The 24,830-nt window shown below is 70.5% G+C and carries 27 protein-coding genes; 11 read left to right on the top strand and 16 right to left on the bottom strand.

Annotation, left to right across the window (positions count from 1 at the left end; genetic code table 11):
- Positions 1-82 precede the first annotated feature (82 nt).
- Positions 83-265 (bottom strand): hypothetical protein, encoded by a 183-nt coding sequence (locus tag ACFT32_RS31005; RefSeq protein WP_382495845.1) that lies wholly within the window; start codon positions 263-265, stop codon positions 83-85.
- Between ACFT32_RS31005 and ACFT32_RS31000 the strand changes: the two genes are divergently transcribed.
- Entirely contained in the window at positions 249-1,613 is a 1,365-nt protein-coding gene (locus ACFT32_RS31000; protein WP_382495844.1) for an LCP family protein, read from the top strand. The genes ACFT32_RS31005 and ACFT32_RS31000 overlap by 17 nt on opposite strands.
- A gap of 143 nt (positions 1,614-1,756) precedes the next feature.
- Positions 1,757-2,122, top strand: a complete 366-nt coding sequence (locus tag ACFT32_RS30995; protein WP_382495842.1) for a four-helix bundle copper-binding protein — start codon at positions 1,757-1,759, stop codon at positions 2,120-2,122.
- A 65-nt stretch (positions 2,123-2,187) separates the two neighbouring features.
- Here ACFT32_RS30995 and ACFT32_RS30990 read toward each other — a convergent pair whose 3' ends face one another.
- Complete coding sequence (locus ACFT32_RS30990; protein WP_382495840.1) at positions 2,188-3,486, bottom strand: LCP family protein; 1,299 nt, start codon at positions 3,484-3,486, stop codon at positions 2,188-2,190.
- A gap of 92 nt (positions 3,487-3,578) precedes the next feature.
- Between ACFT32_RS30990 and ACFT32_RS30985 the strand changes: the two genes are divergently transcribed.
- Both ACFT32_RS30985 and ACFT32_RS30980 read left to right on the top strand, forming a co-directional pair.
- Positions 3,579-4,163: an acyl-CoA thioesterase gene (locus ACFT32_RS30985; protein ID WP_382495838.1), complete on the top strand. Its 585-nt coding sequence runs from the start codon at positions 3,579-3,581 to the stop codon at positions 4,161-4,163.
- Positions 4,164-4,540: 377 nt separating this feature from the next.
- Positions 4,541-5,047 (top strand): hypothetical protein, encoded by a 507-nt coding sequence (locus tag ACFT32_RS30980; protein ID WP_382495836.1) that lies wholly within the window; start codon positions 4,541-4,543, stop codon positions 5,045-5,047.
- A 74-nt stretch (positions 5,048-5,121) separates the two neighbouring features.
- Here the strand turns inward: ACFT32_RS30980 and ACFT32_RS30975 are convergent, their stop codons facing one another.
- Positions 5,122-6,279 (bottom strand): acyl-CoA dehydrogenase, encoded by a 1,158-nt coding sequence (locus ACFT32_RS30975; protein ID WP_382495834.1) that lies wholly within the window; start codon positions 6,277-6,279, stop codon positions 5,122-5,124.
- 189 nt (positions 6,280-6,468) lie between these two features.
- On the opposite strand from ACFT32_RS30975, the gene ACFT32_RS30970 reads away from it, so the two are divergent.
- Positions 6,469-7,812 (top strand): UDP-glucose dehydrogenase family protein, encoded by a 1,344-nt coding sequence (locus ACFT32_RS30970; protein ID WP_382495832.1) that lies wholly within the window; start codon positions 6,469-6,471, stop codon positions 7,810-7,812.
- A gap of 98 nt (positions 7,813-7,910) precedes the next feature.
- On the opposite strand, the gene ACFT32_RS30965 is transcribed toward ACFT32_RS30970, so the two are convergent.
- Positions 7,911-8,417: a CGNR zinc finger domain-containing protein gene (locus tag ACFT32_RS30965; protein ID WP_382495830.1), complete on the bottom strand. Its 507-nt coding sequence runs from the start codon at positions 8,415-8,417 to the stop codon at positions 7,911-7,913.
- Between the two features lie 116 nt (positions 8,418-8,533).
- On the opposite strand from ACFT32_RS30965, the gene ACFT32_RS30960 reads away from it, so the two are divergent.
- Positions 8,534-8,905 (top strand): VOC family protein, encoded by a 372-nt coding sequence (locus ACFT32_RS30960; protein ID WP_382495828.1) that lies wholly within the window; start codon positions 8,534-8,536, stop codon positions 8,903-8,905.
- A gap of 14 nt (positions 8,906-8,919) precedes the next feature.
- Positions 8,920-9,312, top strand: coding sequence for a VOC family protein (locus ACFT32_RS30955; protein WP_382495826.1), 393 nt, complete (start codon positions 8,920-8,922; stop codon positions 9,310-9,312).
- 36 nt (positions 9,313-9,348) lie between these two features.
- Here ACFT32_RS30955 and ACFT32_RS30950 read toward each other — a convergent pair whose 3' ends face one another.
- Positions 9,349-10,482, bottom strand: coding sequence for a dipeptidase (locus ACFT32_RS30950; protein WP_382495824.1), 1,134 nt, complete (start codon positions 10,480-10,482; stop codon positions 9,349-9,351).
- 109 nt (positions 10,483-10,591) lie between these two features.
- A complete protein-coding gene (locus ACFT32_RS30945) occupies positions 10,592-10,951 on the bottom strand; it encodes a MerR family transcriptional regulator (RefSeq protein ID WP_184598349.1) in 360 nt (119 codons plus the stop codon).
- 52 nt (positions 10,952-11,003) lie between these two features.
- On the opposite strand from ACFT32_RS30945, the gene ACFT32_RS30940 reads away from it, so the two are divergent.
- Entirely contained in the window at positions 11,004-12,155 is a 1,152-nt protein-coding gene (locus ACFT32_RS30940; RefSeq protein ID WP_382495822.1) for an alkene reductase, read from the top strand.
- Here ACFT32_RS30940 and ACFT32_RS30935 read toward each other — a convergent pair.
- From ACFT32_RS30935 to ACFT32_RS30925, 3 genes are read right to left on the bottom strand one after another with little or no spacing between them, the layout of a single operon-like run.
- Positions 12,095-13,282 (bottom strand): dipeptidase, encoded by a 1,188-nt coding sequence (locus ACFT32_RS30935; RefSeq protein ID WP_382495820.1) that lies wholly within the window; start codon positions 13,280-13,282, stop codon positions 12,095-12,097. The two genes, ACFT32_RS30940 and ACFT32_RS30935, sit on opposite strands and share 61 nt — an antisense overlap.
- A gap of 5 nt (positions 13,283-13,287) precedes the next feature.
- Positions 13,288-13,815, bottom strand: coding sequence for a 5-(carboxyamino)imidazole ribonucleotide mutase (purE, locus tag ACFT32_RS30930; protein ID WP_184598238.1), 528 nt, complete (start codon positions 13,813-13,815; stop codon positions 13,288-13,290).
- The gene (locus ACFT32_RS30925; RefSeq protein ID WP_382495818.1) at positions 13,812-14,951 is read right to left on the bottom strand and encodes a 5-(carboxyamino)imidazole ribonucleotide synthase; all 1,140 of its coding nucleotides are present in this window, start codon (positions 14,949-14,951) and stop codon (positions 13,812-13,814) included. The genes purE and ACFT32_RS30925 overlap by 4 nt, the downstream gene beginning before the upstream one ends.
- Positions 14,952-15,114: 163 nt before the next feature.
- Here ACFT32_RS30925 and ACFT32_RS30920 point away from each other — a divergent pair, with 163 nt between their 5' ends.
- Entirely contained in the window at positions 15,115-15,606 is a 492-nt protein-coding gene (locus ACFT32_RS30920; RefSeq protein WP_382495816.1) for a GtrA family protein, read from the top strand.
- An 18-nt stretch (positions 15,607-15,624) separates the two neighbouring features.
- Here the strand turns inward: ACFT32_RS30920 and ACFT32_RS30915 are convergent, their stop codons facing one another.
- Positions 15,625-16,902 carry an ATP-binding protein gene (locus ACFT32_RS30915; RefSeq protein ID WP_382495815.1) on the bottom strand — a complete coding sequence of 426 codons (1,278 nt, stop codon included), beginning with the start codon at positions 16,900-16,902 and terminating at the stop codon, positions 15,625-15,627.
- 28 nt (positions 16,903-16,930) lie between these two features.
- Entirely contained in the window at positions 16,931-17,608 is a 678-nt protein-coding gene (locus ACFT32_RS30910; protein ID WP_382495813.1) for a response regulator transcription factor, read from the bottom strand.
- A 437-nt stretch (positions 17,609-18,045) separates the two neighbouring features.
- Between ACFT32_RS30910 and ACFT32_RS30905 the strand changes: the two genes are divergently transcribed.
- Complete coding sequence (locus tag ACFT32_RS30905) at positions 18,046-19,542, top strand: oligopeptide:H+ symporter (RefSeq protein WP_382495811.1); 1,497 nt, start codon at positions 18,046-18,048, stop codon at positions 19,540-19,542.
- Between the two features lie 76 nt (positions 19,543-19,618).
- Here the strand turns inward: ACFT32_RS30905 and ACFT32_RS30900 are convergent, their stop codons facing one another.
- The 4 genes from ACFT32_RS30900 to ACFT32_RS30885 all read right to left on the bottom strand — a co-directional run bounded on the left by ACFT32_RS30900 (position 19,619) and on the right by ACFT32_RS30885 (position 23,234).
- Positions 19,619-20,674: a hypothetical protein gene (locus ACFT32_RS30900; protein WP_382495809.1), complete on the bottom strand. Its 1,056-nt coding sequence runs from the start codon at positions 20,672-20,674 to the stop codon at positions 19,619-19,621.
- 500 nt (positions 20,675-21,174) lie between these two features.
- Positions 21,175-21,879 (bottom strand): LPXTG cell wall anchor domain-containing protein, encoded by a 705-nt coding sequence (locus tag ACFT32_RS30895; RefSeq protein WP_382495807.1) that lies wholly within the window; start codon positions 21,877-21,879, stop codon positions 21,175-21,177.
- 179 nt (positions 21,880-22,058) lie between these two features.
- Positions 22,059-22,613 carry an ATP-binding protein gene (locus tag ACFT32_RS30890; RefSeq protein WP_184598229.1) on the bottom strand — a complete coding sequence of 185 codons (555 nt, stop codon included), beginning with the start codon at positions 22,611-22,613 and terminating at the stop codon, positions 22,059-22,061.
- Between the two features lie 243 nt (positions 22,614-22,856).
- Positions 22,857-23,234 carry an STAS domain-containing protein gene (locus ACFT32_RS30885; protein ID WP_382495805.1) on the bottom strand — a complete coding sequence of 126 codons (378 nt, stop codon included), beginning with the start codon at positions 23,232-23,234 and terminating at the stop codon, positions 22,857-22,859.
- Between the two features lie 242 nt (positions 23,235-23,476).
- On the opposite strand from ACFT32_RS30885, the gene ACFT32_RS30880 reads away from it, so the two are divergent.
- On the top strand, positions 23,477-24,403 hold the full coding sequence (locus tag ACFT32_RS30880) for an RNA polymerase sigma factor SigF (protein ID WP_382495804.1): 927 nt from the start codon (positions 23,477-23,479) through the stop codon (positions 24,401-24,403).
- An 82-nt stretch (positions 24,404-24,485) separates the two neighbouring features.
- Here ACFT32_RS30880 and ACFT32_RS30875 read toward each other — a convergent pair whose 3' ends face one another.
- Complete coding sequence (locus ACFT32_RS30875; protein ID WP_382495802.1) at positions 24,486-24,827, bottom strand: hypothetical protein; 342 nt, start codon at positions 24,825-24,827, stop codon at positions 24,486-24,488.
- Positions 24,828-24,830: the final 3 nt, after the last annotated feature.

The following is a 24,830-nucleotide window of genomic DNA, read 5'->3' as shown; positions in this document are numbered from 1 at the left end:
CCTCACGTTACCGCGAACGGGGGACACCGGTGCGCGCCGCCGGGGCGGTACCGCGGGCTGCAGATCGTATCGGCCTACGGTGTCACGGATCCCACGTACGGCCGTCGTCCGGAGGTGTCCTCTTGCCCACGCCGCCGCGGTCCTCCCGGACCACCGCCGCCCCGAAGCGCCGCCCGCAGCCGCCCTCCTCCGTCCGGCGCCCGCGCAGGTCCGCGCCGCCGGCGCGGCGCCGGAAGCCGCGCTGGGGCATGCGGGCGCTGACCACGCTGTCCGTGGTGGTCCTCGCGTCCGCCGGTATCGGGCACGCGGTGGTCACGAGCCTGGACGCGGACATCGCCCGGGTCGACGCCTTCAAGGACATGAAGAACCGGCCGGAGGCGGGCCACGGCATGAACGTCCTGCTGGTCGGCACCGACGGCCGCGAGAAGATCAGCCAGGACGAGCGGCAGAAGTACCGGCTGGGCGGCGCGCCCTGCCACTGCACCGACACGATGATGATCGTGCACATCTCGGAGGACCGGGAGCGGGCGAGTGTGGTGAGCCTGCCGCGTGACTCGTACGCCGTGACGCCGGCGCATGTCGACCGTACGACGGGCAGACGGCACGAGGGGCACCCGATCAAGCTGAACGCGGCGTACGCGGAGGGCGGGGCGCCGCTGACCGTGCGGACGGTCGAGAACATGACCCGGGTGAAGATCGACCACTATCTGGAGGTCGACTTCACGAGCTTCATGAAGACGGTGGACGTGGTCGGGGGCGTGCAGATCTGCACGGCGGCTCCGCTGAGCGACAGTTACACGGGACTGAACCTGCCGGCCGGGCGCCACACCCTCGAGGGCGGGCAGGCGCTTCAGTATGTGCGCGCACGCCATGTCGACGGGGCGTCGGATCTGGGCCGGATGAAACGGCAGCAGCGGTTCATGGCGGCGCTCGTGGAGCGGGTCATGTCCTCCGGGATCCTGCTGAACCCGATGAAGTTCCGGGACGTGACACGGGCGGTGCTCGGCTCGGTGCGGGCCGACAAGGGCTTCGGCACGGACGAGATGCTGGCCCTGGGCCGGGCCATGCGGAACTTCTCCCCCTCCTCCTCCGAGTTCACGACCGTCCCGATCGGGCAGCTCGGATACCCCGTGGAGGGCGTCGGCTCGACGCTGAAGTGGGACCCCGTGAAGGCAGAGCGGCTCTTCCACGCCCTGCGCGCGGACCAGCCCCTGTCCGTGCGGCACCAGCGCGACGAGGCCCGGGTCGTCCCGGTCGCCCCGCAGCAGATCAGCGTCCAGGTGGAGAACGGCACCCCCACGCCCGGCCTCGGCCGCAGGGTCGACGCGGCACTGGCCTCGACGGGCTTCCGTACGACCGGGGTCCCGGCCAACGCCGCCACCACCGATGTGAAACGCACGGTCATCGTCTACGACCCCGGCTGGGACCGCTCGGCCAAGTCGCTCGCGGCAGCCCTGCCGGGCAGCGAGCTGCGAGCGGCCCCGGGGCTGGGCGCGACCCTGAAGGTCATCGCGGGCACGGACTTCGAACGCGTACGCAAGGTGCGGGCGGAGGACACGGGGGAGGGCGAGTCCGGCGTGGTGGTGCGGGGGGACCAGGTGGCGTGCTCATGAAGCCCGTCGGTGACGCCCATGGGCCCGTGACGCACGCATGGCGGATTCCTTCCCTCCGCCCCATGGCGGCAGGCGCCGCGCAGGCGTAGGACGGAAGGCACGGGGGCCGCCCCCGGCCCTCACCGTCCCCCCGGGAGGAAGTCATGACCCAGCAGCCCGCCACCGCGACTCCGCTGAGCAAGGAGATGCAGGACTGTGTCCAGGCGTGCATGGCCTGCCACAGCGTGTGCGAGGAGACCATGAGCTCCTGCCTGCAGATGGGCGGCCCGGCCCAGATGCAGATCATGCGCGCCGTCATGGACTGCGCCGAGATGACGCGCATGTGCGCCGACATGATGATGCGCCGCTCGCCGCTGTCCGCCGAGATGTGCGCGATGTGCGCCAGGGCCTGTGACATGTGCGCCGAGGCGTGTATGTCCATGCCGGACGACGACCAGATGATGCGCTGTGCCGAGGCGTGTCGCCGCTGCGCCGAGATGTGCCGCTCGATGTCGGCCGCCGCGATGTGAGAACCGCCTCACAGGGAAGGGGGGCACCCGCCCGGGTGCCCCCCTTCTTTCCTGCTGCCGCGTGCTCAGTTGCTGGAGACGGTGACCGTCTCGTCGTTCTTCAGCTGGTTCACCAGCGTCTTCAGCTTGGTGGTGTCCCACTGGAGGTTGCCGTTCGCGGAGTTGCCCGAGATCGGCATGTTCATCGACTTGCCCTCGCCGCCGCTGACGCCCTTCATCGCCCAGAACATGGACGCCAGGTCGAACAGGCCCATGTCCTTGTCGACCACGAGGGAGTCCAGGCCCGCGCCCATGGTCGGGTACAGCTTGAACGGGTTGAGGACCGTGCTCGGCGTGGCGACCTGGTTGGCCAGGGCCGACAGGAACTTCTGCTGGTTCTTCGTACGGTCCAGGTCGGAGCCCTTGAGGGCGTAACGGGTGCGGACGAAGGCCAGGGCCTGCTCGCCGCTCAGCGTCTGCTTGCCCTTCTTGAAGTCCGCGCCGGACTTGGTGTCCTTGATGTCCTGCGGAATGTCCATCTCCACGCCGCCGACCGCGTCCACGATGCTCGCGAAGCCACCGAAGCCGATCTCCACGTAGTGGTCGATGTGCAGGTCCGTGTTGGCCTCGACGGTACGGACCAGCAGCTCCGGGCCGTCCTCCGCGTACGCCGCGTTCAGCTTCGTCTGGCGGCCGGTGCCCGGGTAGACCTTCCCGGAGTCGGATCCCTTGAAGGACGGGATGGTGACGTTCGAGTCACGCGGCAGGGAGATCAGCGTCGGGCCGTTGCTGCCGGTGTGCAGGATCATCATCGAGTCCGTGCGCTTGCCCTCGGCGGAACCGGTGCGAAGTCTCTTCTTCTCCTCGGCCGACATGCCCGCACGGCTGTCGGAGCCGACGATCAGGTAGTTGGTGCCCTCGCCCGCCTCCGGCCGGTCGATGACCTGCGACAGATCGACGTCGCGGTTGAGCTTGGAGTCGGCCCAGAAGTACGTGGCGACGCTGGTCACCACCAGCACCGTCACCAGCGTGATGGTCGTCACCTTGATTCGGCGGCGCCAGTTCGGCGCGGGGCGCGGCTCGTACCTGCCGTCGCCCGGGCCGCCGGGACCCCTGCCACCGGGGGAGCCGTAGACCTGGCCGGTGTTGTAGCCGCTGTCGTAGTCGCCGGGGCCGCCGTAGCCGCCGTCGACGTACGACGGCTGCTGCGGTACTCCGCCGCCGTAAGGCGGCGCACCGCCGTACCCGGCCTGCCCGGGCGACGGCGCCGGGCCACGGCGGACCTGCCGCATGACGCGGGCGCTCTCGGGCTGTGCGCTCGAGCTTCCGTGTCCGTAGCGGTTGCCGCGGTTGTCGTCGGACCGCCCCTCGGGCCAAGTGTTCATGCGCCCCAGTGTGCAGGTCTCTGTAGTGCGCCATACAAGAGTCGTCGGAAAATCAGAGCACGGCTGTGGCGAAGCTGACACAAAACCCCCTCATGCCGCCTCGGCATAAGGTAGGGGCCATGACAGACCAGGCCCCAGCTGCGGATTCCGGCAGTCCGGATATCCCGGGCAAGCCGACTTCGGCGTCCCGCACCACCCTCAGCCACATCATGACCCACAACGACACGAACCTGCTGGGGACGGTCCACGGCGGGGTGATCATGAAGCTGGTCGACGACGCGGCGGGGGCCGTGGCCGGGCGGCACTCCGGCGGGCCGGCCGTCACCGCGTCCATGGACGAGATGGCGTTCCTCGAACCGGTCCGCGTCGGCGACCTGGTCCACGTCAAGGCGCAGGTCAACTGGACCGGCCGGACGTCCATGGAGGTCGGCGTCCGCGTCCTGGCCGAACGCTGGAACGAGTCCGCCCCGGCCACCCAGGTCGGCTCCGCCTACCTCGTCTTCGCCGGGGTCGACGCCGACGGCAAGCCCCGCCGGGTCCCCCCGGTCCTCCCCGAGACCGAACGCGACAAGCGCCGCTACCAGGAGGCCCAGATCCGCCGCACCCACCGCCTGGCCCGCCGCCGCGCGATCATGGAGCTGCGGGAGAAGCGGGCGGCGGAGGGGTTCGAGGACTGACCGGGACCGCGGCCTTCTCTCCATCATCCCCGGTGGTGAATTACCCAGCAGAACGGCCGAATCGCGTACACGAGATGGAATCAGCCAAGCTGCTTCCCGCACCTCGCACGCCGCATGATTCCGCTTCATTGGAATTCTTCGGGTCAAGCATGTAAAGGGACGGAGCGCCATTCCTCCGGATCCCCGGGTGAGCGGGACTGATTATTGCCATGTCCTGATCAGTCTCTGTTACTGATGGTGACAGCGTGTCTACAGTGCTCAGGCGCTCGGCGGGCCGAGAGCCTGACCAGTGCGATCCTCGAGGAAGGGAACATCGGATTTCCATGCGCACACTGATACGCGCCGCTGCCCCGGCCGCAGTTCTTCTCTCCGCATTCTTGGTCGCTCCCCAGGCCGTTGCCGAAGACCACACCTCCACGGACACCAACACGGTCGTCGCCGGGACCGGCGTCGAGTTCTCCGAAGCCGGCGCACGCAGCCCGCAGACCCGTGCCATCGCATTCGAGGATTCAGCAGCGGTACGCGCGACCGCCACGCTGTGCGGAAGCGGATACAAGCTGGAATACGCGGAACGTCTTCCCGACGCACGGCGTTTCGGGACGCTGTTCACCTACACGAAGTACGCGTCCGGCAAATACGGGGCCTGCGCGGTCTTCGACAACAACCTCGGCACCGCGAAGAAGATGAAGCTCAAGCTGTGTCCGAACAAGTCGGACGTGCCGTGCAAGGTGGACGAGGGCACCTACTCGCAGTACGCGGGACCGGTGAAATATGAGGCCACCGGCAACGGCTCCTGGGTGGACTGCTCCGAGGTGACGGCCGTCATGTGGTCGGACGGTGTTCCGATCATCGACCGGGTCCTGACCGTCGCGGCGTGTGACTGATCCAGGACCTGAGGCTTTGTCGAAGCAGCCCCGGTCCGGCTCGAACGGCCGGCCGGGGCTGCTTCATCGGCTCACTACGGCAGGTTGCGGGCGATGACGATGCGCTGGACCTGGTTCGTGCCCTCGTAGATCTGCGTGATCTTGGCGTCGCGCATCATGCGCTCCACCGGGTAGTCGCGCGTGTAGCCGTAGCCGCCGAGGAGCTGGACGGCGTCCGTGGTGACCTCCATCGCCACGTCCGAGGCGAAGCACTTGGCGGCGGCGCCCTGGTAGGTGAGGTCGGCGTCGCCGCGCTCGGAGGCGGCGGCTGCCTGGTAGGTCAGCGCGCGGGCGGCCGAGATCTTCATGGCCATGTCGGCGAGCATGAACTGGATGCCCTGGAAGTCGGCGATCGCCTTGCCGAACTGCTTGCGCTCCTGGACGTAGCCCTTGGCGTAGTCCAGCGCCCCCTGCGCGATGCCGAGGGCCTGCGCGGCGATGGTGATGCGGGTGTGGTCGAGGGTCTTCATCGCCGTGGCGAAGCCGGTGCCCTCCTCGCCGATCATGCGGTCGGCGGGGATGCGGACGTTGTCGAGGTAGACCTCGCGGGTCGGGGAGCCCTTGATGCCGAGCTTCTTCTCGGGGGCGCCGAAGGAGACGCCCTCGTCCGACTTCTCGACGACGAAGGCCGAGATGCCCTTGGAGCGCTTGGCCGGGTCCGTGACGGCCATCACCGTGTAGTACTCGGACTCGCCCGCGTTGGTGATCCAGCGCTTCACGCCGTTGAGGATGTAGTGGTCGCCGTCACGGACGGCCTTGGTCTTCATGCCGGCGGCGTCGGAGCCGGCGTCCGGCTCGGACAGGCAGTACGAGAACATGCCGTCGCCCTTGGCGAGCGGGGTCATGTACCGCTTCTTCAGGTCCTCGGAGCCGGAGAGGATCACCGGGAGCGAGCCCAGCTTGTTCACCGCGGGGATGAGGGAGGAGGAGGCGCAGACGCGGGCGACCTCCTCGATCACTATGACGGTCGCCAGCGCGTCCGCGCCCGACCCGCCGTACTCCTCGGGTACATGCACGGCGTGCAGGTCGTTGCCGACGAGCGCCTCGAGCGCCTCCTGCGGGAAGCGGGCCTCTTCGTCCACCGCGGCGGCGTACGGCGCGATCTTCGCCTCGGCCAGTGAGCGGACGGCGTCACGGAGCATGTCGTGCTCCTCGGACGGGCGGTACAGGTCGAAGTCAGCCGATCCGGCCAAGGTCTCTCACGCTCCAAAACGCTGCGATGCTGACGCTAACTACCGTTAAGTAATCAAAAGTTTATGGGGTCGTCCCCGGGAGTGATACGTGAGCTAGACGACAGCGGAGAAGTTGCCCAGTGAAGCGCCTTCCCATGCCCCGGCTATGCTCGGGCGCGCACCGCATGCCGTAGACCCCTGGAGCACCCCATGGCCCTGAAGATCACCGTGATCGGCACCGGTTATCTCGGCGCGACACACGCGGCGGCCATGGCCGAGCTGGGTTTCGAGGTGCTCGCCCTCGACGTGGTGCCCGAGAAGATCGAGAAGCTGGAGCGCGCCGAGGCCCCGATGTACGAGCCGGGCCTGGAGGAGCTGCTGCGCAAGCACGTCGCCGGCATCGAGGGCTCCAGCGGTCGGCTGCGCTTCACCCAGGACTGGGCCGAGGTCGGTGCCTTCGGGGATGTGCACTTCGTCTGTGTGAACACTCCGCAGCGGCACGGCGAGTACGCCTGTGACATGTCGTACGTCGACTCCGCGATCGCTTCCCTCGCCCCGCATCTGCACGGACCGGCCCTGGTCGTGGGCAAGTCGACGGTGCCCGTCGGCTCCGCCGATCGCCTGGCGGCCTACCTGGCCGCGCACGCGCCCGCCGGCGAGGACGCCGAGCTGGCCTGGAACCCGGAGTTCCTCCGCGAGGGCTTCGCGGTCGACGACACGCTGCATCCCGACCGGCTCGTGGTGGGCGTGCGCAGCGAGCGTGCCGAGAAGCTGCTGCGGGAGGTGTACGCCACGCCGATCGCCGAGGGCTCGCCGTTCGTGGTGACCGACTTCCCGACGTCGGAGCTGGTGAAGACCTCCGCGAACTCCTTCCTCGCCACGAAGATCTCGTTCATCAACGCCATGGCGGAGGTGTGCGAGGCCGCCGGCGGTGACGTCGCCAAGCTGGCGGAGGCCATCGGCTACGACGACCGGATCGGCAAGAAGTTCCTGCGGGCCGGGATCGGCTTCGGCGGCGGCTGTCTGCCGAAGGACATCCGGGCGTTCATGGCGCGGGCCGGTGAGCTGGGCGCGGACCAGGCGCTGACCTTCCTGCGGGAGATCGACTCCATCAACATGCGCCAGCGCGGGCAGATGGTGGAGCTGGCGCGGCAGGCGCTGGGCGGCGGGCCGTTCCTCGGCAAGCGGGTGGCGGTGCTGGGCGCGACCTTCAAGCCCGACTCCGACGACGTACGGGACTCGCCCGCGCTCAATGTGGCCGGGCAGATCCATCTCCAGGGCGGCCAGGTCACGGTGTACGACCCGAAGGGCATGGACAACGCCCGCAGTGTCTTCCCGACCCTCGGCTATGCGGACTCGGCGCTGGAGGCCGTGCGGGGCGCCGACATAGTGCTGCATCTGACGGAGTGGCGGGAGTTCCGGGAGCTGGACGCCGAGGCTCTCGGCGAGGTCGCGGCGACCCGTCTGATCCTGGACGGCCGCAACGCCCTGGACCCGGACCGCTGGCGCAAGGCCGGCTGGACGTACCGCGCGATGGGGCGTCCCAAGGCCTGACGATGTGTGAGAACAGGTGACGCCGGTTCGGCCGAGGCTCAGTCGGCCGAACCGGCGTCACCGTGCATTCTGCCCCACCGGGCCCCCGCGCGGGCGGGTCACGCCCCTTTCGCCCGGTAACGGCGCATCTTCGCGCGGGCTCCGCACACCTGCATCGAGCACCAGCGGCCGCGGCCTGCCGGGCTGCGGTCGTAGTAGGCCCAGTGGCAGTCGGGGGCCTCGCAGGCCTTGAGGCGGGTCCAGGTGCCGGCGACCAGGGACTCGGCGACGGCTGCGGCCACGCGGGCGTGCAGTGAGCGGTCGCCGGCGGGGGTCAGGGCGGCCGAGCCGTCCGTCGCGTCGACCGTGACGATCAGCGGGGCCTGGGCCAGGAGTTCGCCGAGCGGGGGCGTCTCGCGGTGCGGCGGGTGGCCGGCGTGAGCGAGGAGGGTGGCGCGCAGGGACTCGCGCAGGGCGCGGGCCAGGTCCGTCTCGTCCGGTGTGATCCCGAAGCGCGCCCGGCCCTCGGGCGTGTCCAGCGCGTCGGCACCCGACTCGATGTCCAGCGTGTTCACCAGGGCCTCGACCAGGGCCAGGCCGCCGGGCGCGGGCGATCTCTCCGTCATGGCTGGACCGTACCTCTCGCTTTTTCCCTTGCGAGGTTACCTCCAATGAGGGAGCATGCAGTAACGGTTACTGGTTACCCGATTCTGAAGGTAACAGCGACTTCGAGGAGGAAGTCATGGCTCTCGCCAAGCTGGGTGTCGTCGTCCTGGACTGTCCCGACCCGCACGCACTCGCCGCCTTCTACGCCGAGGTGCTCGGCGGCACGCCGGAGGTCGCGACCGACGGGGAGGACGAGTGGGTCGACCTGAAGGTGCCCGGCGGTACACCGCTGGCCTTCCAGGCCGCCCCCGGTTTCGTGCCCCCGACGTGGCCGTCACCCGACCACTCGCAGCAGTTCCACCTCGACCTGACCGTGGAGGACCTGGACGCCGCGGAGAAGGGGGTGCTGGCGCTCGGCGCCAAGCCGCTGGACACCGAGGACCGCTCCCGGACCTTCAGGGTTTACGCCGACCCGGCCGGGCACCCGTTCTGTCTCTGCGCCTGCTGACACCGGGAGGCCTCATGTCCGCCGTGGCACATTTCCGTTCCGTGGTCGTCGACTGCCCCGACCCGCGCGAACTGGCCCGCTTCTACGCGGCGGTCGGGGGCGGCACGCCCGAGGACGACGACCCCGACTGGGTGGTGCTGCGCCTCCCCGGCGGACCCCGGCTCGCCTTCCAGCGCTCGCCCGGGTACACCCCGCCGGAGTGGCCCCGGTCCGACCGCAACGCCCAGCAGTTCCATCTGGACTTCGACGGTGGTGCGACCTGGGAGGAGATCGACGCGGCCGAGGAGCGGGTGCTGGCGCTGGGAGCGCGGGTGCTGGACAAGGAGGACGACAAGAGGAAGGACTTCCGGGTCTACGCGGACCCGGCGGGCCATCCGTTCTGCCTCTGCCGGATCGCGCACGAGTGACCCCGCAGAGGCAGAGGAGACGGGAGAGCGGGACGGTTAACCGTCCAGTTCCGAGATCGTCGCCTTCGACGGCGCGCGACGCTGCTGCGCGGCGCGGGCGGTGAAGTCGGCCCCGCGCAGGACGCGCTGGACGTTGCCCCAGGTCAGAAGGGCCACATCGCCCTCGTCCCAGCCGCGCCGCAGCAGCTCGGCGATCAGCCGGGGATAGCAGGAGACGTCGCCGAGTTCCTGCGGATGGGCCGAGCCGGAGTCGTAGGTGCCGGACAGTCCGACGCACTGCGCTCCGGCCACGGCACGGATGTGGTCGAGGTGATCGGCGACATCACGGACGGTCGGGCCGGTCTGCTCCGCCGTCAGCGGAACCAGGCACAGCCCCTTGGCGGCGCCCAGCCCGGCCAGCAGGTCGTCGGGGAGGTTGACCGGGTGGGGGCGGATCGCGCGGGCCGCCGAGCGGCTGAACAGCACGGGTGCCCGGGAGAGGCTCAGCACACGGCGGACGGTCTGCTCCGGGGCGCCGGAGAGGTCCGCGATGACACCGAGCCGGTTCATCTCGCGCACGACCTCTTCGCCGAACCGGGTCAGCCCCGCGTCGCTCGCCCAGGACACACCGGTCAGCGTCAGGGCGCGCAGGCCGAGGAGGTGGAGCTGGCGCAGGGTGCCCAGCGAGTCGCCCACGGCCGAGGCTCCGGCGGGACCGAGGAGCACGGCGACGCGGCCGCAGTTGCGGGCGTCGGCGACCTGCCCGGCCGTACAGGCGGGCCGCAGGCCCTCGTCGCAGGTGCGGACGATGCTCTTCGCCAGGTCGAGCTGTTCCAGGGTGGCGCCGACGGCCCGGTCGCCGTCGAGGCCCTCGGGCAGGTGCAGCGACCAGAACAGCGCGCCCACATGGCCGCTGCGCAGCCGGGGCACGTCCGTGTCGACGGTGCTCTCGCCGTCCTCGAGGTCGTAGTAGGAGAGGCGCTTGAGCGCCCAGGGCAGTCCGTTGTACCCGTCGGCGACGGGATGGGCGGCGAGGATGGCGTGGGCCCGGGTCAGGGGCGCGTCGTCCGGATCGGAGACGGGTTCGTAGGGCTCCGCCGCGACGAGGCCCTCGTCGGGGTACGGCTCGGCCAGATCGTCGAACTCGCCGGTCGCGGCGGTGGGGCGCAGGTCGTGCTGGAGATCTGCCATGGCGGCTCCGTACGGTGCTCGTGACGTACGGTCACCGTCGCACGGAGCTAGGGGCTGTTCCTGGTGAGCGGGGCGTTCGGAGTACGGCCCCGGCCCGACGGGCGGGCGCTCAGGGCAGCCGGGCCGCGTCGATCACCTCGTCCAGGGTGTCCCGGGAGCGGACCAGGTCGGCGATCATCCGGTCGATACGGGCGCGCTCGGCGGTGAGGTTCGCGACCAGGCTCGGGGTGGCACGGACCGAGGGGCCACCGTCCGCGTCCCGCATGCACGGCAGCAGCTGGACGATCTTCTCGCTGCACAACCCGGCCGCGAACAGCTCCTGGATCCGGATGACCCGGTCCACGGCCGCCTCCGGGTACTCCCGGTGCCCGCCGGGCGTCCGCTCGGCGGAGAGCATGCCCTGCTTCTCGTAGTAGCGCAGCGACCGCTCGCTCACATTGGTACGCCGGGCCAGTTCACCGATCCGCACGTCCGCTCCCGCACTTGATTCTGACATCAGTGTCAGGTTCTAGCGTAAGGGCATGACGCAGCACACGACAGCACTCTTCGAACCGGCTCGTCTCCCCGGGCTGGACCTGCCCAACCGTCTGGTGATGGCGCCCCTGACCCGCAACAGGGCCGAGGCCGACGGCACCCCGACCCCGCTCATGGCCACGTACTACGCCCAGCGTGCCTCGGCCGGGCTGATCATCGCCGAGGCCTCGACACCGAACCCGGTCGGGCAGACGTATCCGAACATCACCGCCGTCCACAGCCCGGCGCATGTGGCCGGCTGGCGGCAGGTCACGGACGCCGTACGGGAGGCGGGCGGGCGGATGTTCCTGCAGCTCCAGCACGGCGGGCGGGTCGGCCACCCGGCGACCAGCGGGCTGACGCCGGTCGCGCCCTCGCCCGTCGCGCTCCCCGAGACGATCTTCACGCCGGAGGGCCACCGGCCGGCCGTGGTGCCGAGGGAGATGACCGCCGAGGACATCCGCACCACCGTCGCCGACTTCGCGAAGGCCGCCCGCAACGCGGTCGAGGCGGGGTTCGAGGGGGTGGAGGTGCACTCGGCCAACGGCCACCTCCTGCACCAGTTCCTGGCCGCGAACACCAACCTGCGCACCGACGGCTACGGCGGACAGGTCGCCGCCCGGATCCGGTTCACGGCCGAGGTGACCGAGGCCGTGGCCGCCGAGATCGGTGCCGAGCGCGTAGGACTCAGGGTCTCCCCCGGCAACACCGTCAACGGCATCGCGGAGGGCGAGACCGAGGAGCTCTACCCGGCGCTCGCCGAGCGGCTCGGCGGGCTGGGGCTCGCCTATCTGCACCTGGGGTACGCCGACCCGCAGGCCCCGGTGTTCCGGCGGGTGCGCGCCGCATGGCCCGGGGTGATCATCGCCAACCCGGTGTTGAAGGAGGTCACCACCGATGCCGTGCACCGGGAGTCAGAAGCGCTGCTGGCCGCCGGGGCGGACCTGATCGCCCTCGGCCGGCCCTTCCTCGCCAACCCGGACCTGGTGACCCGGCTGCGGCTCGGTGCGCCCCTGAACGAGCTGCGCGACCGGTACTTCATGTACGTGGGCGGGGCGGCCGGCTACACCGACTACCCCGCCCTGGACAAGACGGACACTCAGCCGTCGAGGGCGTCGAGTGACTCGATCGTGGCGTTGGACGGCGACCGCGTCGCCTGAAGGCCACGGGCCACGTCCTCGGCCGCGCCCAGCACCCGTACCGCGTTCTTCCAGGTCAGCTTGGCCAGATCGGCCTTCGACCAGCCGCGCTCCAACAGCTCGGCGAGGAGGTTCGGGTAGCCGGAGACGTCGTCCAGCCCGTCGGGCGTGAAGGCCGTGCCGTCGTAGTCGCCGCCGATGCCGAGGTGGTCGATGCCGGCGACCTCGCGCATGTGGTCCAGATGGTCGGCGACCGTCGCCACCGTCGCGACCGGGCGGGGCCGCCGCTCCTCGAAGGCGCGGTGGACCTTCATGGCCTCCGCGGTGGTGTCGAGGTGGTGGAAACCGTGGGCGCGCATGTTCTCGTCGGCCTCGGCCGTCCAGTCCACGGCCGCCTGGAGCACGAACTTCGGCACGAACGTCACCATCGCGACACCGCCGTTGGCGGGCAGCCGCTCCAGGACGTCGTCCGGGATGTTGCGCGGGTGGTCGCACACGGCCCGCGCGGAGGAATGGGAGAAGACCACGGGGGCGGTGCTCGTGTCGAGCGCGTCCCGCATGGTCGTCGCCGCCACGTGGGAGAGGTCGACGAGCATGCCGACCCGGTTCATCTCCCGCACGACCTCACGGCCGAACGCGGTGAGGCCACCGGCCCTCGGTTCGTCGGTCGCGGAGTCCGCCCAGTCCACGTTGTCGTTGTGGGTGAGGGTCAGATACCGCACACCGAGCCCGTACAGACCGCGCAGGGTGCCCAGGGAGTTGGCGATGGAGTGGCCGCCCTCCGCCCCCATGAGGGAGGCGATCCGGCCCTCCCCGCGCGCGGCCTCCATGTCGGCGGCCGTCAGCGCGGGCCGGAGGTCGGCCGGGTGGCGGGCCAGCAACTGCCGTACACAGTCGATCTGTTCGAGGGTGGCGGCGACCGGGTCCGGCGAGTCGGTGCGGACGTACACCGACCAGTACTGCGCACCGACGCCGCCCGCACGCAGCCGCGGGATGTCGGTGTGCAGGTGGGCGCTCTGGTCGGCGGCGACATCGCGGGCGTCGAGGTCGTAGCGGACCTGCTCGCGCAGCGCCCAGGGCAGGTCGTTGTGGCCGTCGGCGACCGGGAACTCGCGCAGGAGCTCACGGGCTGACTCCAGGGAGGTCATCGCCGTCACTTCCCCGCGCCGAAGCCGAAGCCGCCCGATCCCTCGACCTTGGAGCGCAGGCGCTTGCCCTTCTCGGTGGCCTGGTCGTTCAGCTCCTGCTGGAAGTCGCGCATCCGGCCGCGCAGTTCCTCGTCGTGCGCGGCGAGGATGCGGGCGGCCAGCAGACCGGCGTTGCGGGCACCGGCGACGGAGACCGTCGCGACGGGGACACCGGCCGGCATCTGCACGATCGACAGCAGGCTGTCCATGCCGTCGAGGTACTTCAGCGGCACGGGCACGCCGATGACCGGCAGCGGGGTGACCGAGGCGAGCATGCCGGGCAGGTGGGCGGCGCCGCCGGCCCCGGCGATGATCACCTTGAGCCCGCGGCCGTCGGCCTGCTCGCCGTACGCGACCATCTCGCGCGGCATGCGGTGGGCCGACACGACGTCCACCTCGTAGGGGATCTCGAACTCGTCGAGGGCCTTCGCGGCGGCCTCCATGACGGGCCAGTCGGAGTCCGACCCCATGACGATGCCAACAACAGGGCTCATTCGGTGATGGTGCCTCTCAGGTAGCCGGCTGCGTGACGGGCGCGCTCCAGCACGTCGTCCAGGTCGTCGCCGTAGGTGTTGACGTGTCCGACCTTGCGGCCGGGCTTCACGTCCTTGCCGTACATGTGGATCTTCAGCTGGGGGTCGCGGGCCATGCAGTGCAGGTACGCGGAGTACATGTCCGGGTAGTCGCCGCCGAGGACGTTGACCATGACCGTCCACGGGGCGCGGGGGCGCGGGTCGCCGAGGGGCAGGTCCAGGACCGCGCGGACATGGTTGGCGAACTGGCTGGTGACCGCGCCGTCCATCGACCAGTGGCCGGAGTTGTGCGGGCGCATCGCCAGCTCGTTGACGAGGATACGACCGTCGCGGGTCTGGAACAGCTCGACGGCGAGGTGCCCGACGACGTCGAGCTCCTTGGCGATGTTCAGGGCCATCTCGGAGGCCCGGACCGCGAGGTCCTCGTCGAGGTCGGGGGCCGGGGCGATGACCGTGTCGCAGACGCCGTTGACCTGGCGGGACTCCACGACCGGGTAGGCGACGGCCTGGCCGTGCGGCGACCGTACGACGTTGGCGGCGAGCTCGCGCAGGAAGTCGACCTTCTCCTCGGCGAGCACGGGGACACCGGCCTTGAACGGGTCGGCGGCCTCCTCGACGGAGTCGACGACCCAGACGCCCTTGCCGTCGTAGCCGCCGCGGACGGTCTTGAGGACGACGGGGAACCCGTCCCCCTCGGCGGCGAAGGCCGCCACGTCCCGCGGATCGGAGACGATCCTGTGTCTGGGGCAGGGCACGCCGATCGCGTCGAGCTTCGCGCGCATCACGCCCTTGTCCTGGGCGTGCACGAGCGCGTCGGGGCCGGGGCGCACGGGGATGCCGTCCGCCTCCAGGGCCCTGAGGTGCTCGGTGGGAACGTGTTCGTGATCGAAGGTGATCACATCGCACCCGCGGGCGAACTCGCGCAGCGTGTCGAGGTCGCGATAGTCGCCGATGACGACATCGCTCACGACCTGCGCAGCCGAGTCCTGCGGGGTGTCACTGAGAAGCTTGAACCTGATGCCCAACGGGATGCCCGCCTCGTGTGTCATACGAGCGAGCTGGCCACCGCCGACCATGCCGACTACCGGAAACGTCACTCCCTCAGGGTATCGGCCGCGCCAGGGTGGCCGGTTTCCTGTCCCTCCCCTCCCCGGTCCGGACCATCTCCGGCCGTACACCGGTATCCGCAGGAAGATCGCGCGGGAGGGTGGTTAGCATGGCTGGGTTGACGCCAACTGAGGGACGGGGGCCTGCACGACCATGGGACATGGTGCCTCTCGGCTCCGACGGCTCGTTCGCGAAGTCGCCAAATTCGGCGCGGTGGGCGGGGCCGGGGTGCTGGTCAACCTCCTCGTGTTCAACCTGGTGCGGCATGTCACCGACCTCCAGGTGGTGCGCGCGAGCGTCATCGCGACCGTCGTCGCGATCGTCTTCAACTACGTCGGCTTCCGCTATTTCACGTACCGCGACCGCGACAAGAGCGGCCGCACCCGGGAAATGACCCTGTTCCTGCTGTTCAGCGCGGTGGGCCTGGTCATCGAGAACGGCGTGCTGTACGCGGCGACCTACGGCTTCGGCTGGAACACCCCGCTCCAGAACAACATCTTCAAGTTCGTCGGCATCGGCGTCGCCACGCTCTTCCGCTTCTGGTCGTACCGCACCTGGGTCTTCCGCGCGCTCCCGGCCCGGACACCGGCGCCGGAGACCGGACCGGCGGTGGAGCAGCAGCGGAACAAGCAGCGGGTGCCGTAGCCGTACCGAACGAGAGCCTCAGCGGACCATCGGCTCGTCCTCGTCCGTCAGCGGCGTCTGCGTGGCCGTGCGGGACAGGAACAGGCCGAAGACCGGGGGCTTGGTCTGGAGCATTTCCAGGCGGCCGCCGTCCGCCTCCGCCAGGTCGCGGGCGACGGCCAGGCCGATGCCCGTGGAGTTCCGGCCGCTGATCGCCCGCTCGAAGATGCGTGCGCCCAGGTCGGCGGGGACGCCGGGGCCCTCGTCCGTGACCTCGATGACCGCCTGGTTTCCGGTGACGCGGGTGCGCAGGGCCACCGTGCCGCCACCGTGCATCAGGGAGTTCTCGATCAGCGCGGCCAGCACCTGCGCGACCGCGCCGGGCGTGCCGACCGCCTCCAGATGCCGCTTGCCGGAGCTGACGATCGCCCGGCCCACACTGCGGTACGCCGGCCGCCACTCGGCGAGCTGCTGCTGGATGACCTCGTCGAGGTCGAAGGTGACGGCGGAGCCGGTGCGCGGATCGCGGGAGTTGGTCAGCAGCCGCTCGACGACGTCCGTCAGCCGCTCGACCTGCGTGAGCGCGATCGTCGCCTCGTCCTTCACCGTGGCCGGGTCGTCGGTGAGGGTGATCTCCTCCAGCCGCATGGACAGGGCCGTGAGGGGCGTCCGCAGCTGGTGGGAGGCGTCCGCGGCCAGGCGGCGTTCGGCGGTGAGCATGCGCGCGATGCGCTCGGCGGAGCCGTCCAGCACGTCCGCCACCCGGTCCAGCTCGGGCACGCCGTACCGCTTGTGCCGCGGCCGGGGGTCGCCCGAGCCGAGCCGCTCGGCGGTCTCCGCGAGGTCGGTCAGCGGCGATGCCAGCCGGTTCGCCTGGCGGACCGCAAGCAGCACCGCGGCCACCACCGCGAGCAGCGCGACCAGCGCGATGATCAGCAGCGTCCGGCCGACCTCGCGGGTCACCGAGGAGCGCGGCTCCTCGACGGTGACCGTCTCGCCCTCCTCGCCGGGCGCGGTCGCGCTGATGACGTCACCGGACGGCTTGGTGCCGACCTCGATGGGCGCCTCGCCGGGGAGCCGGATCACCGCGTAGTAGCGGTCCTGCGTGACCTGGTCGCGCAGCACCTCGGCGTCGACCTGCTGGGCCCCGAAGAGCCGGCTGTCGACGATGCTGGCGAGGCGGACCGCCTCGGACTCCACCCGCTCCTGGGCACTGTTGCTGATCGTCCGGGTCTCGACGATGACGAGCGAGACACCGAAGACGGCGATCACGACCAGCACCACGGCGAGCGTGGACTGGATCAGTCGGCGGCGCATGTCCTGTTACCCGTGCCTGCCCTGTGGCTCAGCTCTTCTCGAAACGGAAGCCCACACCGCGCACGGTGGCGATGAAGCGGGGGTTGGCCGCGTCGTCGCCGAGCTTCTTGCGCAGCCAGGAGATGTGCATGTCGAGGGTCTTGGTCGACGACCACCAGGTCGTGTCCCAGACCTCGCGCATCAGCTGGTCGCGGGTGACGACCCGGCCCGCGTCACGCACCAGCACCCGCAGCAGGTCGAACTCCTTGGCGGTGAGCTGGAGCTCCTCCTCGCCCATCCAGGCGCGGTGCGACTCGACGTCGATGCGCACGCCGTGCGTGGCGGGCGGCTGCTGCGGCTCGGCGGCACCGCGCCGCAGCAGGGCCCGGACGCGGGCGAGCAGCTCGGCGAGCCGGAAGGGCTTGGTGACGTAGTCGTCGGCGCCCGCGTCGAGCCCGACGACGGTGTCCACCTCGTCGGCGCGCGCGGTCAGGATGAGGATCGGGATGGTGTGGCCCTCGCCGCGCAGGCGGCGGGCGACCTCCAGACCGTCCATGCCGGGCAGCCCCAGGTCGAGCACGACCAGGTCGACGCCGCCCTGAAGTCCTGCGTCGAGAGCGGTGGGGCCGTCCTCACGCACCTCGACCTCGTAGCCCTCCCGGCGCAGAGCACGGGCCAGCGGCTCCGAGATGGACGCGTCGTCCTCGGCGAGCAGTACACGGGTCATGGAGTGATGGTAGACCTGCGAGGCCCTGAGCTGGGGTGTGACCGGAAGCCTTGATTCTTACCGTTGGCATACCCACTTCTTACGTTCCAGGGGAACGCTGACGAACCTCTGCCTATGGGGTGCGATCCTGGTAAGGACCTTGGAAACGGGGCTTACGGTTCCCCCGTCACCTGTGATCCTCCTCTCAAGTCCTTCCATATGCGGCAGTGTCCTGCCGTATGGTGAATCGACGCCTGTAGCCCTAGGCGACCTTCTGTGGCTCTCTGCCCTGAAGGTCTCTTTTATGTCGGGCCCCGGAGGCGACCGCCCATCGCTCCGTGCCCCGGAGCGGCCCCCGTAGGCGTCGGGGGCGACGGCCGTACGCTCCGGTGCCGACAGACCCCCACCGGGCGCACCACCGCTGTCGCGGGGCGCGTCCCGACCAGCAAGGAACGACCATGGCGTCCAGCCTGACGAAGGACTCGGCCCGTCCGGGCACCCCCGGCTCCGAGAAGACCTTCTTCGGCCACCCCCGCGGACTGGCCACTCTCTTCATGACCGAGATGTGGGAGAGGTTCTCCTACTACGGCATGAGGGCCCTGCTCCCGCTGTACCTGGTGGCCCCGGGTGGCCTGCACCTGCCCGCGGGGACGGCGACGGCGATCTACTCCGTGTACGTGTCGCTGGTGTACCTGCTCGCCATGCCCGGCGGCTGGTTCGGCGACCGCGTCTGGGGGCCGCGCAAGACCGTCGCCATCGCGGGCGGGATCATCATGCTCGGCCACCTCACGCTGGCCCTGCCCTCCTCCGGCACCTTCTACGCCGGCCTCGGCCTGGTCGCGATCGGCTCGGGTCTGCTGAAGGCCAACATCTCGACGATGGTCGGCCACCTCTACGACGGACCGGACGACCCGCGCCGCGACGGTGGCTTCACCGTCTTCTACATGGGCATCAACCTCGGTGCCTTCGCGGCGCCGCTGATCATCGGCACCATCGGTGAGAGCGTCAACTGGCACCTGGGCTTCGCGCTCGCCGCGCTCGGCATGGCACTGGGTCTCGTCCAGTTCCTGATCGGCTCGCGCAACCTGGCCGAGCGCTCCGGCGTCGTCCCGACGCCGCTGTCCGGCGAGGAGAAGGCCTCGACGCTGCGCAAGGCGGCGATCTGGGCCGGTATCGCGGTCGTCGTCTACGCGATCGTCGGCTTCTCCGGCCACTACACGCTGAACTGGATCCTGGTCCCGCTGACCCTGCTGGGCGTGATCATCCCGACGATGGTCCTGGTCCGCATCAAGCGCGACAAGGACCTCGACCGTGCCGAGCAGTCGAAGATGTCCGCCTACATCTGGTTCTTCGTGGCCGCGGCCGTGTTCTGGATGATCTACGACCAGGGCGGCTCGACGCTGTCGATCTTCGCGGACTCCTCCGCCGAGAACAGCGTCCTCGGCTGGGCGTTCCCGGTCTCCTGGTACCAGTCGGTCAACCCGGTCCTCATCATGGCGCTGGCCCCGGTCTTCGCCTGGTTCTGGCTGGCGCTGAACCGGCGCGGCAAGGAGCCGAGCACGATCGTGAAGTTCGGCTCGGGTCTGGTCCTGGTCGGCGCGTCCTTCTTCCTCTTCCTGGCCCCGCTGTCGATCGCCGAGGGCGGTCACAAGGCGGCCGCGCTGTGGCTGGTGGCGATCTACTTCACGCAGACCGTCGGTGAGCTGCTGCTCTCCCCGGTCGGTCTGTCGGTGACGACGAAGATGGCTCCCGCGAAGTACGCCTCGCAGATGATGGGCGTCTGGTTCCTGGCCGTCACCGCCGGTGACGCCACGACCGGTCTGCTCTCCATCGCCGGGGTCGACCTGAACAAGGCGGGCATCGTGGCGCTGGAGGCCACGCTCGCCGTCCTCGCCGGCGGCGCGGTGTGGATGTACCGCAAGAAGGTCAAGGAACTCATGGGCGACGTCCGCTGACCCGCCCCACCGGGCCATGACGAAGGGCCGCCGCACCCTCGGGACGCGGCGGCCCTTTCGCGTGCGTTCGCGCTGGTCAGGCCCTCGTCGTCGGGCCCTTTCCGTACGGCACGGAGGGCCGCCCCGCGTCCTCCGGGCCGGCGTCGGGGGCGACCCAGGGCAGGGCCGGGGCGGCGGAGGGGGTGTTCGCCCTCGCGGGACGCGGCAGGAGCCCGGGCAGCCCCTTACGACGGGCCGGGCGGGCCGCGTGGCCGGGCCGGCGGGGCCGCAGGTGGTCCACCAGGGCCAGGCCTGCGCGGACCACCGCCGCCGGTACGACCAGGAGGACCAGGACCCAGAACAGGGTCACGCCCCAGGGGCGGCCCACGCCCCAGGGATGTTCGGCGAGGACCTTGCCGCCGTACTTCAGGGACACCGTGTAGTCGCCGTGCGCCCCGGCCGCGAGCTCCACGGGCAGCTCGATACGGGCCTCGCCGCCGGGCCGGATCGTGCCGCGCCAGCGCTGGTCCTGCCACTGCGGCGCGAACACGCCGTGTGCGGTGCCGACCTGGAAGACGGGGTCCTTCACGGGGGACGTGCCGACGTTGCCGACAGTGACCTCCAGGGTCCGGGCGGGCGGCGAGCCGAACCAGGTCAGCAGCCCGTCGCCGCCGCGCAGCCGGGTGTCCGCGGGCAGGGAGAGCCGCCCGCCCGACCGTTCCGCGGGCAACGGCTCGACCGTGTGCCCGGCGATCCGGAGGGCCGCGTCGGCCTCGGCACCGGCTCCGGTCACCGTCGCCACGTGCACCACGCAGGGGCACGGCACCGGCGGCTCGACGACGGGCAGTGTGCGGCGGAAGCGTCCTTCGGCATCGGCGGTGACGGCCCGGCCGTCGGCGTTCGCGCAGGAGTTGGTGCCGCCGGTCACACCCCGGTCCGGCTCGGCCTGCCCGCACACCAGCAGCGTCAGCAGGGCACGCGCCCGCCAGCCACTACCGCTGACAGTGACCGCCCCACCCGCCCCGGCCTCCGCCTCGGACACCTCGACCCGAGGCCGCTCCACGGCCCCGACGGGCCCGGCCCCCATTAGAACCATCAGAAACACGAACAGAACCGACAGCGACAGGTACGGAAGGCGCGCGGCACGCGACATCGGCGGCTCCATCGGTCTTCCGGGGCGGGCATACGACCTCGACTCCGGCGGGTGTCCGGGCACGCTCACGGCATCAACGGCCCGAGCGGCCGGATCCAGCGGGTTTCCGGGGCCTGCGCGCGTCGCCTCCAGCGGGCGTGAGGGCACGCACACGGCACCGACAGCCCGATCGGCCGGCTCCACCAGACGTCCGGACCGGGCGCACGGCGTCACCTCCCGCGGCCGCACGGCATCGGCCGCCCGAGAAACCGACTCCAGCGGACGTCCAGGGCCTGCGCGCGTCGGCGCCGACCGGCACCCGGCCATGCGCGCGGCATCGACAGCCCGAGCGGTCGGCTCCACCCGCCCGGGCCAGCGCGGCGACCCGCGCTCGGCGACGTACGCACGAACCCGCGCCAACGGCCCTGGCCGGCCGGGCCGTCGGTGAGTGGCGGTGTCGGTCTCGGCAGGTGGCCCGGGCGGGCATACCGCGTCGGATCCCGCACGCGTCCCGGGCATGCTCAGTGGCGGACGCGAGTGCTCTGGTGACGCCGTGTCAGCCACAACGTGCCCGCCGCGCCGGCGAGCAGGACCGTGCCGCCGAGGGTGCCGAGGGCTATGGCCGAGTCCTCGGGCCCGGTCTGCGGGAGCCCGGCGCCGGTGCCGGAGTCCGAGCCGGAGCCGCCGCCCTGGGCGGAGCCGGTGCCGCCGCCGCTCGCGGCCTTGACGTCGAGGGTCAGGGACGGGTCCGGGTCGTTGGTCGGGGTGCATGTGGTCGTCGTACCGAGCGCCTTGATGGTGAGCACGCCGGCCGTGAAGGTGACCTCGCCGCTCTTCTTCGGCGTGTATGTCCCGCTCAAGTCGTTGATCTTGATCGGGGTGTTGGCCGGTATGGCCGCGTCGTTGGCGGGCCCGGTCACCGTCAGGGTGCCGTCGTCGGCACCGCCCAGGGCGATCGTGGCGCTCGGGGTCATCGCGCCCTTGCCCAGTTCGACCGGGCTGGAGGAGACACCCTTCTGCCAGGACATGGTGATCTTGTAGCCGTCACCGTCCTCGACGCCCTTGATGTCGATGGGCGAGACGGCGCTCTTGTCGCCGATCGGCGTCTTGCACTGGTAGTTGACGTCGACGACCTCGGCCCGCGCCACGGGGGCGGCCATCAACACCGCCGAGCCGGCCAGGGCCGCCGCGGACGCGAGCGCGGCGGTTCGATTCCGGTACGACACGATGCCACTCCCCTTCCTGTTTCCTGACGGCGTATCAGATCGGGCCGTCAAGGTACGCCCGGGACCCGGAGGAAGGAAGACACAGCGCGCGCCGGATCTGTGGCGATCCGGCGCGCGGTGAGTGACGTATGAGGGGATGTACGGCGGGGAATCCGTGAGGACGGGCGGACGGTCCCCGGTCAGGCGGGTGCGCCCAGTTCCGCCCACACCGTCTTGCCGGCGACACCCGGCGTGCGCACGACGCCCCAGTCCAGGCACAGCCGCTGGACGATGAACATGCCGTGGCCGCCCGGGCGCCCGGCCCGGTGCGGATTACGCGGAGCCGGCTGCCCGGTCCCCCGGTCGGCGACCTCCAGACGGATCACCTTGTTGTCGCAGGTGATCCACAGCTGGTCCGGCCCCTCGGCGTGCAGGCAGGCGTTGGTGACCAGCTCGGAGACGACGAGCAGCACATCCTCGGCGGCGGCCCGCTGGTCGGCGGAGGCGGCGGGCAGCCAGCCCCACGCGTACAGCGCCTGGCGGGTGAAGTCGCGGGCGAGCGGAACGACACCGCTCTCCCCGTCGAAGCTCAGCCGGCGCACCTGCCGTCCCCCCGGCGGCGCCGCGGCTCCGGACGGCGCGCCCACGCCCTCGCCGGACGCAGTGGCCGCCGGTACGCCACCCTCGGACGCCCCGGAAGCGCCGCTGGGCTCCGGCCCGCGGTCGCCCGGCGGGTAAGGCCGGGTGGTGCTCATCAGCGCTTCACCTCACCGATTCACCAGTTCACGATTCAAAAGATTCTCTACACCGTCAGTCACGCAGTGCGCGGCACATCGGTTTCGCGGTGCCCCCGACACCCCGGCAGCCAACAGGTTCAGGATGTCTCCTGCCCTGGCGTCCCGACGGAACACCCCCGGATTCGGCACGAAAGGCGCGACGTACATAGGACGTCGGTCACAGGGGGAAGGCCGAGGCTCGGCGCGCCGACGCACCGCCGCTCAGCTCGACTCGTCGGCCAGGGCCGCCTCGAGCGTGTCGTGAACGGTGAAAACCGCGTCCGCACCCGTGATCTCGAATACGCGCGCCACCACCGGCTGCATCCCGGCGAGGGTCACACCGCCACCGGCGGCCTCCGCCTTCAGCCGTGCGCCGAGGAGCACATTGAGCCCCGTGGAGTCGCAGAACTCCAGGCGTACGCAGTCGATGACCAGGCGCTTGAATCCCTTGGCGAGGCAGTCCTCGAGTGGCTCACGCAACAAATCGGCGGTGTGGTGATCCAACTCACCCGCCGGGGTCACGACGGCGCTAGAGCCCTCGTCCCGCACCTCCACCAGAAGCCGGCCAGACTGTGCGCTGCCGACCGTCCCGCGGTCCATGCCGTCTCTCTCTCCTGACGTCGAGGCTGCTTGCTGACGCCCTCGAACACTACGCCTTCCTGACGTGCTCCGACACCCGAACAACTACACACAAACGGACATATGCCCACAGAACGCACTTGCGGTGGGCTCGGGAAAGCGGGTAGGCCTAGTAAGGACACGTACCCGACACACGGCCGGCTTTGGAGGCGCCGCACACCGCAGTGCACGTAATTGGCTCCGGCAGCCTTATGCCGAGAACGATGGAGGACATCATGTCACCCCGGCTCGACGCATCGCGTACCCAGAAAGCGACGTCGACACCCCCTCCGGAACATCTGGATCCCATCGAGCAGGACGAGACGCTCGTCACACACGACGACGTTCTCGCCGGACTTCCGGACATCCCCCCGTACGAGCAGGTCGACGCGGTCGACGCACGGGCTCTGTCCAAGACCCTCTTCGAGCGCCTCGAGGCGCTGGAGGAAGGCACGCACGAGTACTCGTACGTCCGCAACACGCTTGTCGAACTGAATCTCGCGCTGGTCAAGTTCGCCGCTTCCCGGTTCCGCTCCCGCAGCGAGCCGATGGAGGACATCATCCAGGTCGGCACCATCGGCCTGATCAAGGCGATCGACCGGTTCGAGCTCTCCCGGGGTGTCGAGTTCCCCACCTTCGCGATGCCGACCATCGTCGGCGAGATCAAGCGCTTCTTCCGCGACACCTCGTGGTCCGTGCGCGTTCCGCGGCGGCTCCAGGAGCTCCGGCTCGACCTGGCCAAGGCCGGTGACGAGCTGGCGCAGAAGCTGGACCGCGCCCCGACGGTGACGGAACTGGCCGAGCGCCTGGGCCTGTCCAAGGACGAGGTCGTCGAGGGCATGGCCGCCTCGAACGCCTACACCGCCTCCTCGCTGGACGCCCAGCCGGAGGAGGACGACTCCGAGGGCGCGCTCGCGGACCGTATCGGCTACGAGGACCACGGACTCGAAGGCATCGAGTACGTCGAGTCGTTGAAGCCGCTGATCGCCGAACTTCCGCCGCGCGACCGGAAGATCCTGTCGCTGCGGTTCGTCGCGGGTCTCACGCAGTCGGAGATCGGCGAGGAACTGGGCATCTCGCAGATGCACGTGTCGCGACTGCTGTCGCGCACGCTGGTACGGCTGCGCAAGGGGCTGACCGTCGAGGAGTGAGCCTCGTGTGAACCCCGCCGGGTGACGTGTCCTTCGGGGGCGGACCGAACGGTCCGCCCCCGGGCGCGTGCCACGGACCCTCTCAGACGTCGGAGACGACGACGAGGACGAGCGTCGGCAGAAGCATGGCGAGGGCGCCCAGCGCCCAATAGCGGGCCGGCGGCAGGTTCGTGCCGCGCCGCAGCGGACGGTTGGCCGACCACCAGAGCAGACCGAACGCGAGGACGACCGGCCCCGCGACGATGAACCACGGCAGGACGCCGTCGTTCTCCGTGGGCTCCCGGTCGGTCAGGCCCAGTGCGGCCAGCGGCCAGTTCGACGCCAGGTACCAGAGCAGCCAGACCGGCACCACGGCCGGGATCCCCAGCAGCACGTTCACGCCCAGCGCGAGCCACCGCCGCCTCGCCGTCCGCCTGTCGCGCACAGC

The organism is Streptomyces sp. NPDC057002 (assembly GCF_042673825.1).
GTDB lineage: Bacteria > Actinomycetota > Actinomycetes > Streptomycetales > Streptomycetaceae > Streptomyces.
The sequence above is the reverse complement of the archived record's forward strand: the minus strand, read 5'-3'. Positions and strand labels throughout refer to the sequence as shown.